The following is a 6,549-nucleotide window of genomic DNA, read 5'->3' as shown; positions in this document are numbered from 1 at the left end:
GGCCGGGGCGGGCCGTGCCGCTGCGACCCGTCAGGCCCGACCGGGCCACCGCCTCAGCCTCCGCGTGGTCGCCCGTCTCCACGAGGGTGGCGGCCAGCAGCCCGGCAGCCCAGGAGTGCCACCACGGGTGGTCCACCGCCGACGTCACCTCGACCGCCCGGCGACCCGAGCGACGTGCGGCGTCGAGGTCGCCGGCGAGCCGGCTCAGCCAGCCCCGGTGCGCCAACAGGTGGCCGGCGTAGGAGGGGAAGCCACTGCGCCGGTTGAGCTCGAGCGCCTGCGCGACCAGCTCCCCGGCCTCGTCCCACCTGTCGTGGGCCGCCGGCACGAAGGCCGACTCGAACACCACCCACTGGATCAGCCAGGCGTCGTCACGCGCTCGCAACAGTGGCTCGAGCTCCTGCACCGCAGCCGCCAGCGCCGGAGCGTCACCGAGGTACCACGCGACCGTCTTGAGCCCGTCGAGCGCCAGCACCACGCCGTCCTCCGACCCCGCGGCACGCGCCCGGGCCAGGACCTGGTCCGCGCGCCGGCTGGCGTCGGCCAGCCGGAGCCGGCTCGCCTCGAGCACGGTCAGCCGGCTCGCGAAGTCGGCCTCGGCCCGCCGGTCGCCCAGCTCGGCCGCCAACCGCACGCCGGCCTCGAGCGGACCCAGCAGCTCCTCGGCGACGAGCTGGGCCCCCACCGCGGCGTCACCCCCACGGGCGCGGAGCGCGGCGAGCTCGAGCCTCCGCTCGCCGATGCTGCGCGCCCACGCGAGCGCGGCGTCGATGTCCTGGATGGCTGCGGTCCAGCTCATCCCCGCCTCGTGGACCCGGCCACGGACCAGCAGGGCGCGTGCCCGGGTCTCCCCCGCCAGCCCCGGGACGGCGAGGCAGCGCTCGACCAGCGTGCGTGCGTCCTCCACCGCCGACCGGCGCAGGGCCTCCTCCGCGGCCAGCAGCCACCCGCGGGCCGCGCGCCCGTCGTCCCCGACAGCGTGGGCGTGGGTGGCCATCACCTCCGGCCGGTCGGTCGTCAGGTCTGCGGCTCGACGGTGGTAGGCCGCGGCCACCGCCTCCGGCAGGGCGGCGTACACGCACTCTTGGAACAGGTCGTTGGCGAACTCGTAGACGGCGCCGCTGCGGACGAACAGGCCGCTGCGGGTGAGCTCCTCGCTGCGCCGGGTCGCACCGACCTCGGACATCTCCGTGAGTGCCGCCAGCAGTCGCGGGTCGAGCCGGCGCCGCAGCACGGCGCCCGCCTCCACGACGGACCGCTCCTCGGACCCGAGGCGCTCGACGCGTGCCAGCACCGCGGCCGACAGGGAGGCCGGCACGCCGGTGTCGCCGCTGGCGATCGCGCGCAGCGACTCCACGACGCTCAGCGTGTGCCCCGCCGTGCGGGCCATCAGCTGACGTCCGATCGTGCCCATCCCGGCGGCTGCCGCGAGGGCCTCGACCGCGGCGGGCTCCAGCGGGCGCAGGCGGACCGTGCGCGCCCGGTCCCCGAGACGCTCGGCCACCGAGGGGTCCTCGCTGCGGACCGCGGCGACCAGCAGGACCCGCGATCCGACCAGCTGCCGGGCGAGGTAGCCGAGCAGGTCGACGGTCGCGGCCCCGGCGTCCTGCAGGTCGTCCAGCACGAGGACGACCGGCCGCGTGACGGCGAGCCGCCGCAGCGCCGCCACCACGGCGTCGTACGTCGCCCGCCGCTGCAGGTCGTGGTCGACCGGCGGGGCCGGTGCCCCGCGCACCACGGCCCCGAGGTCGGGCAGGAGCGAGACCCAGGCCGCCTCGTGGTCGCGCACGACCGTCACGAGGGCGTCGCGCTGCAGCCCGGACAGGGCCGGGCGCAGCGCGTCCACGAAGGGCTGCAGGAACAGGGACCGCTCCGCCGGGTGGCAGCGCCCGCGCAGCACGGCGCCGCCGGTGACCGCGCAGGTCTCGCCGACGGCATCGAGGAGGCGCGTCTTGCCGATGCCGCCCTCACCCACCACGAGCATCAGCTCGACGTCGGCCCCGGCAACGGCGTCGGTCCATGCCCGGCGGAAGAGGCCGAGCTCCTCGTCGCGGCCCACGAGCGACACGGCCGGCGCGTCGTACGACGGATCCGGTCCGACCTCGCTCGGTCCGGCGCCACCGCCGGGCTCTCGCAGCAGCCCGAGGTGCAGGTCGACCGTGGCCCGGTCGGGCTCGGTGCCGAGGTCCTCGCGCAGCCTCCGGCGCAGGTGGTCGTAGGCCTCGAGCGCCGCCGCCACCTGACCGTCCGCGGCGAGGGCCCGCATCAGGTCGCGCACCGCGCGCTCGTCGTAGGGATCCGGGGCGGGAGCGGCCGAGGCCACCGCGACCGCACGGCCGGGGTCGAGCTCCAGGAGTGCGGCGACGTGGTGGTGGCGCGCCTCCCGGCGCAGGACGTCGGTCTCCCGGCGCACCTCGGCGACCCAGTCGTCGTCCGCCTCGTCGAGCAGCGCGGCGCCGGTCCCGAGCAGCTCCTGGGCCGCGCTCGCGGCCGACGCGGCGACGGCGTGCTCACCCGCCGCCAGCCGGCTGGCGGCCTGGGCGCACAGCTGCTCCGCCTCGACGATGTCCAGCGACCAGTCTCCCCCGAGCGCATAGGTGCCGGGCAGGCCGACGACGACGTCCGGTCCGACGATCCGACGGATGCGGCTGACCAGCGTGGCGAGGTTGGCCGCGGGGTCCGCGGGCGGATCGTCACGCCACAGCGCCTCCACGAGGCGGTCCGTCGCGACGGCGCGCCCACGCGCAGAGGCGAGCACCGCCAGCAGCGTGCGGGCCTTGCGGCTGCCGAGGTCATGGCCCGCGAGAGTGCCGCCGGCGGTGTCGACCCTCAGCGTGGAGGACAGCCGGAGCCGGACGACGCCGCGGGGCGGGCTCACCCCCCGAGTATCCGCCTCCGCGGGCGTGGGGGCGCAACGTCGCGGGCGGGCCGTCTCACCCGACGAGGCGCTCGCGCAGGTGCTCGAGCTGACGGGCCGGGTCGTCGGTGACGCCGCCGTGCACCGGCCCGGGCTGCAGCACGGTGCTGCGCGGCGCCTTGAGGAAGCCGAAGCGCTGGCCCAGCGACTGGCGGGCCGCCTCGCCGGCGCGCTCGTCGCCACGGCACACCCGGTCGACGAAGGCCAGCGCGTCGCAGACCTGGTCGACGTCGAGGTCGGCGTGCAGCGCCCGCAGCCGCTCGGCGTCGACGTCCCACACGGCGTCGAGGAAGTCCGCGGCCTGGCAGTGCAGGACGACGCCGACGTTGAGGAACTCCTCCCGGTCGGGTCGCGGCACGCAGCGCAGCACGACGTACTGGTAGGCCTGCTTCACCGCGCACCTCCCGGCAGCCACTGGCGCGTGCCGAGGCGCGCGAGGAGGAAGTCGACGTACGCCGCCCGCAACGCGTCGGGGGTCTCCGCGCCGGGCACCGGCTCCAGCCACACGTCAGGCACCGCGGCGAGGACGTCGGCGAGGACGTCCCGATCCAGCGCCGCCGCGATCTCCTCGTCCAGCTCCTGGGCCCGGCTGGAGCAGGTCTCGAAGACGTGGCCGGCGACGTCCCACGGCTGGGCGGCGAACTTCGCCGGGTCGGTGACGCCGGAGCGCCAGCCGTGGTGGAAGTAGAGCGAGGCACCGTGGTCGATGACCCAGAGGTCGCCGTGCCACACCAGCAGGTTGGGGTTGCGCCAGGAGCGGTCGACGTTGGCGGTGAAGGCGTCGAGCCAGAGCACCCGGGCGCCCTCGTCGTCGGCGGCCGAGACCTGTCCGTCGACGCCGAACGCACCGGGCAGGAAGTCGATGCCGAGGTTGGGTCCGGGGCTGGCGTTGAGCAGGTCCTGGACCTCCTCGTCGGCCTCGTAGCGGGCCAGCTCGAGGTCGAGGTCGAGGACCACGAGCCGCGGGGTGCGCAGGCCCAGCCGGGTGGCGAGCTGGCTGACGATGACCTCCGCCACCAGCACCTTGGCGCCCTGCCCGGCACCGCGGAACTTGCAGACGTAGGTGCCGAGGTCGTCGCCCTCGACGACTCCGGGCAGGCTGCCGCCCTCGCGCAGCGGCGTGACGTAGCGCGTGACGGCGACGACCGGGAGTCCACGGTCGCTCACAGGACCGGGGACTCCTCGTTGAGCCGGGCGATCTCCGCCTCGACGTCGAAGTCGGCCTTCGGCCACTGGAGGTGCAGCCCGCGCAGCGTCTCGAGCAGCAGCTGGCCGACGGCGAGGTTGCGGAACCACTTCTTGTCCGAGGGCACGACGTGCCAGGGCGCGACCTCGGTGTTCGTGCGCTCGAGCGCGATCTCGTAGGCCTCGCGGTAGGCCGACCAGAGCGCGCGCTCATCGAGGTCGCGGGGGTTGTACTTCCAGTGCTTCTCGGGGTTGGCCAGCCGCTCGGCGAGGCGTGCCTTCTGCTCGTCGGCGCTGATGTGCAGCATGCACTTGATGAGCGAGTAGCCCTCGTCGACGAGCCTGGCCTCGAAGTCGTTGATCGCACCGTAGCGGCGCTCGATCTCGTCGTGCTCGGCGAAACCGCGCACCCGCGCGATCAGGACGTCCTCGTAGTGCGAGCGGTCGAAGACGCCGACGTAGCCCGCCGGCGGCAGACCCTTCTCGATGCGCCACAGGAAGTCGTGGGCGCGTTCCTCGTCGGTGGGCGCCTTGAAGCTCGTGATCCGCACGCCCTGCGGGTCGACCAGCCCGATGGTGTGGCGCAGCACCCCACCCTTGCCGCTGGTGTCCATGCCCTGCAGCACGAGCAGGACCCGCCGCTCCGACCCCGCGGTGCGCTCGGCCCAGAGCCGCTCCTGGAGGTCGGAGAGCTCGTCGCCCAGACCCGCCAGGGTCGCCTTGCCGTCGGCCTTCTTGCCGTCGAAGCCCGGAGCCGCGTCGGTCTCGATCCCCCTCAGGTCGACCGGTCCGCCCGGGAGCCGCAGGTGGGCGGTGATGTCGTCGCTCATGGGCACATCATGGCCCACCGGCCGGGTCGTACGACGTTCAGTGGGCGAGCGCGCCCGGGACGACCGGCGGCAGGACCGACCACGGGAAGTCGATCCAGCGGTCGGTGAGGCGCCAGGAGTAGTCGGGCTTGATCACCGATTGCGGCTTCTCGTAGATCACGACCGTGCGCGCCTCTGCGACGTGGCCCTCGCAGAACTCCTGCACCAGCTCGAGGGTGCGGCCGGTGTCGGCCACGTCGTCACTGATGAGGACCTTGAGGCCGGACAGGTCGACGGCGGCCGGGGTCGGCGGCAGGACGATGGGCACGTCGAGGCGCTCGTCGATCCCGGTGTAGAACTCGACGTTGATGACGGACAGGTTCTTCACCGCCAGCGCGTAGCCGAGGCCCATGCCGAGCGCGAGGCCGCCGCGTGCGATCGACAAGATGATGTCGGGCTCGAAGCCGGAGTCGGCCACCTGCTGGGCCAGCTCGCGCGTGGCCGTGCCGAACAGGTCGTAGGTCAGGACCTCGCGCTCGTCGCTCACGGGGTCATCCCACCAGAGGCCGGATCGGGCGGGGAAGGGGGCTCTCAGTCCTCGGGCATCTCGATGGCGTCGATCACGTGCTCGTCGTCACCGTCGGCCAACGCCTCCCGGACGACCGAGAACGCGATCCCGGCGCCGTATCCCTTGCGCGCGAGCAGCCCGGCAAGCCGTCGGGTGGCGACCTGCGGGTCGAGACCGCGCATCGAGCGCAGCTTCTTGTCGACCAGCTCCCGGGCCGCCGCGCGCTGGTCGCCCTCGCCGATCTGCTCCAGCGCGGCCTTGGTCTCCTCGTCGCCCACCCCCTTGCGGCGCAGCTCCTGCGCCAGGGCCCGCGGCGCCAGCCCCCGACTGCGGTGACGACTCTCGACCCACTGCTGGGCGAAGGTGGCGTCGTCGATGAGGCCCACGTCGGTGAACCGGTCCAGCAGCTCCGCCGCGACCTCGTCGGGCACGTCCCGCTTGGCCAGCTTGTCGGCGAGCTCCTTGCGGGTGCGAGCCTGCCCGGTGAGGGCATCGAGCAGGATCGTGCGCCCGACCGCCTCCGGGTCTGCCTCGACCTCGGCGGCTCGCGCCGCGGCCGTGGCGGCCCGGGCCTCCTCGCGCTCGGCGGGCGTGCGGGTGCGGCTGCGCCGGCCCCCGCGCCCCTTCTTCGGGCGTGGCGCCTCGGAGCTCGTGGCACCAGGCGTGCGTCCGGGTGTGGGTCCAGGCGTGGGTGAGGTGTCCCCCACCCACGCCTGGACGCCGAGGCCGACGTCGCCAACCCACGAGGGGGCGGGGCGGTGTTCGTCGTCCGTCGTCATCGTCGGGTCTCGACACGCATCATCAGCCTCGCGAGCTCGGCTGATCGCTTGCTCGACCTGCCCGCACCCACGCTGCTTCCTCGTTCCTCGGAACCAGCTGTGCGGTCAGAAGTCATTGACCCCGATGGGCTCGTCGCTCAGGTCGTCGGCAGGCTTGTCGACGCTCGGAGTGACACCCAGCTTCTCCAGGATGAGCTTCTCGATCTCGTTGGCGAGGTCGGGGTTGTCCTTGAGGAAGTTGCGCGAGTTTTCCTTGCCCTGGCCGAGCTGGTCGCCCTCGTAGGTGTACCA

Annotated in this window: 6 protein-coding genes and 1 pseudogene; all 7 read right to left on the bottom strand. The window is 74.1% G+C overall.

Annotation, left to right across the window (positions count from 1 at the left end):
• On the bottom strand, window positions 1–2,878 hold a 2,878-nt coding region (locus tag JWN97_RS13405), incomplete at its 3' end, for an AAA family ATPase (protein ID WP_297623337.1).
• A 55-nt stretch (window positions 2,879–2,933) separates the two neighbouring features.
• Window positions 2,934–3,311, bottom strand: a complete 378-nt coding sequence (locus JWN97_RS13400; protein ID WP_297623335.1) for a DUF3037 domain-containing protein — start codon at window positions 3,309–3,311, stop codon at window positions 2,934–2,936.
• Window positions 3,308–4,084: a HipA family kinase gene (locus JWN97_RS13395; protein WP_297623333.1), complete on the bottom strand. Its 777-nt coding sequence runs from the start codon at window positions 4,082–4,084 to the stop codon at window positions 3,308–3,310. Before JWN97_RS13395 ends, JWN97_RS13400 begins: the two co-directional genes overlap by 4 nt.
• Window positions 4,081–4,932, bottom strand: coding sequence for a PPK2 family polyphosphate kinase (locus JWN97_RS13390; protein WP_297623331.1), 852 nt, complete (start codon window positions 4,930–4,932; stop codon window positions 4,081–4,083). Before JWN97_RS13390 ends, JWN97_RS13395 begins: the two co-directional genes overlap by 4 nt.
• 37 nt (window positions 4,933–4,969) lie before the next feature.
• Window positions 4,970–5,458 (bottom strand): phosphoribosyltransferase family protein, encoded by a 489-nt coding sequence (locus tag JWN97_RS13385; protein WP_297623329.1) that lies wholly within the window; start codon window positions 5,456–5,458, stop codon window positions 4,970–4,972.
• A 44-nt stretch (window positions 5,459–5,502) separates the two neighbouring features.
• Window positions 5,503–6,258, bottom strand: a complete 756-nt coding sequence (locus JWN97_RS13380) for a regulatory protein RecX (protein WP_297623327.1) — start codon at window positions 6,256–6,258, stop codon at window positions 5,503–5,505.
• 105 nt (window positions 6,259–6,363) lie between these two features.
• Window positions 6,364–6,549 (bottom strand): annotated as a pseudogene (locus JWN97_RS13375) (DNA recombination/repair protein RecA); the annotation flags it as partial.

The sequence above is a fragment of the Nocardioides sp. genome (assembly GCF_025965415.1).
Lineage (GTDB): Bacteria > Actinomycetota > Actinomycetes > Propionibacteriales > Nocardioidaceae > Nocardioides.
Note: the sequence above shows the minus strand (reverse complement) of the source record. Positions and strands in the feature narration are given on the sequence as shown.

Coding starts and splice junctions, on each gene's coding strand:
- JWN97_RS13390 (WP_297623331.1), bottom strand. CDS start 4,932: ATGAGCGACGACATCACCGCCCACCTGCGGCTCCCGGGCGGACCGGTC.
- JWN97_RS13380 (WP_297623327.1), bottom strand. CDS start 6,258: ATGACGACGGACGACGAACACCGCCCCGCCCCCTCGTGGGTTGGCGAC.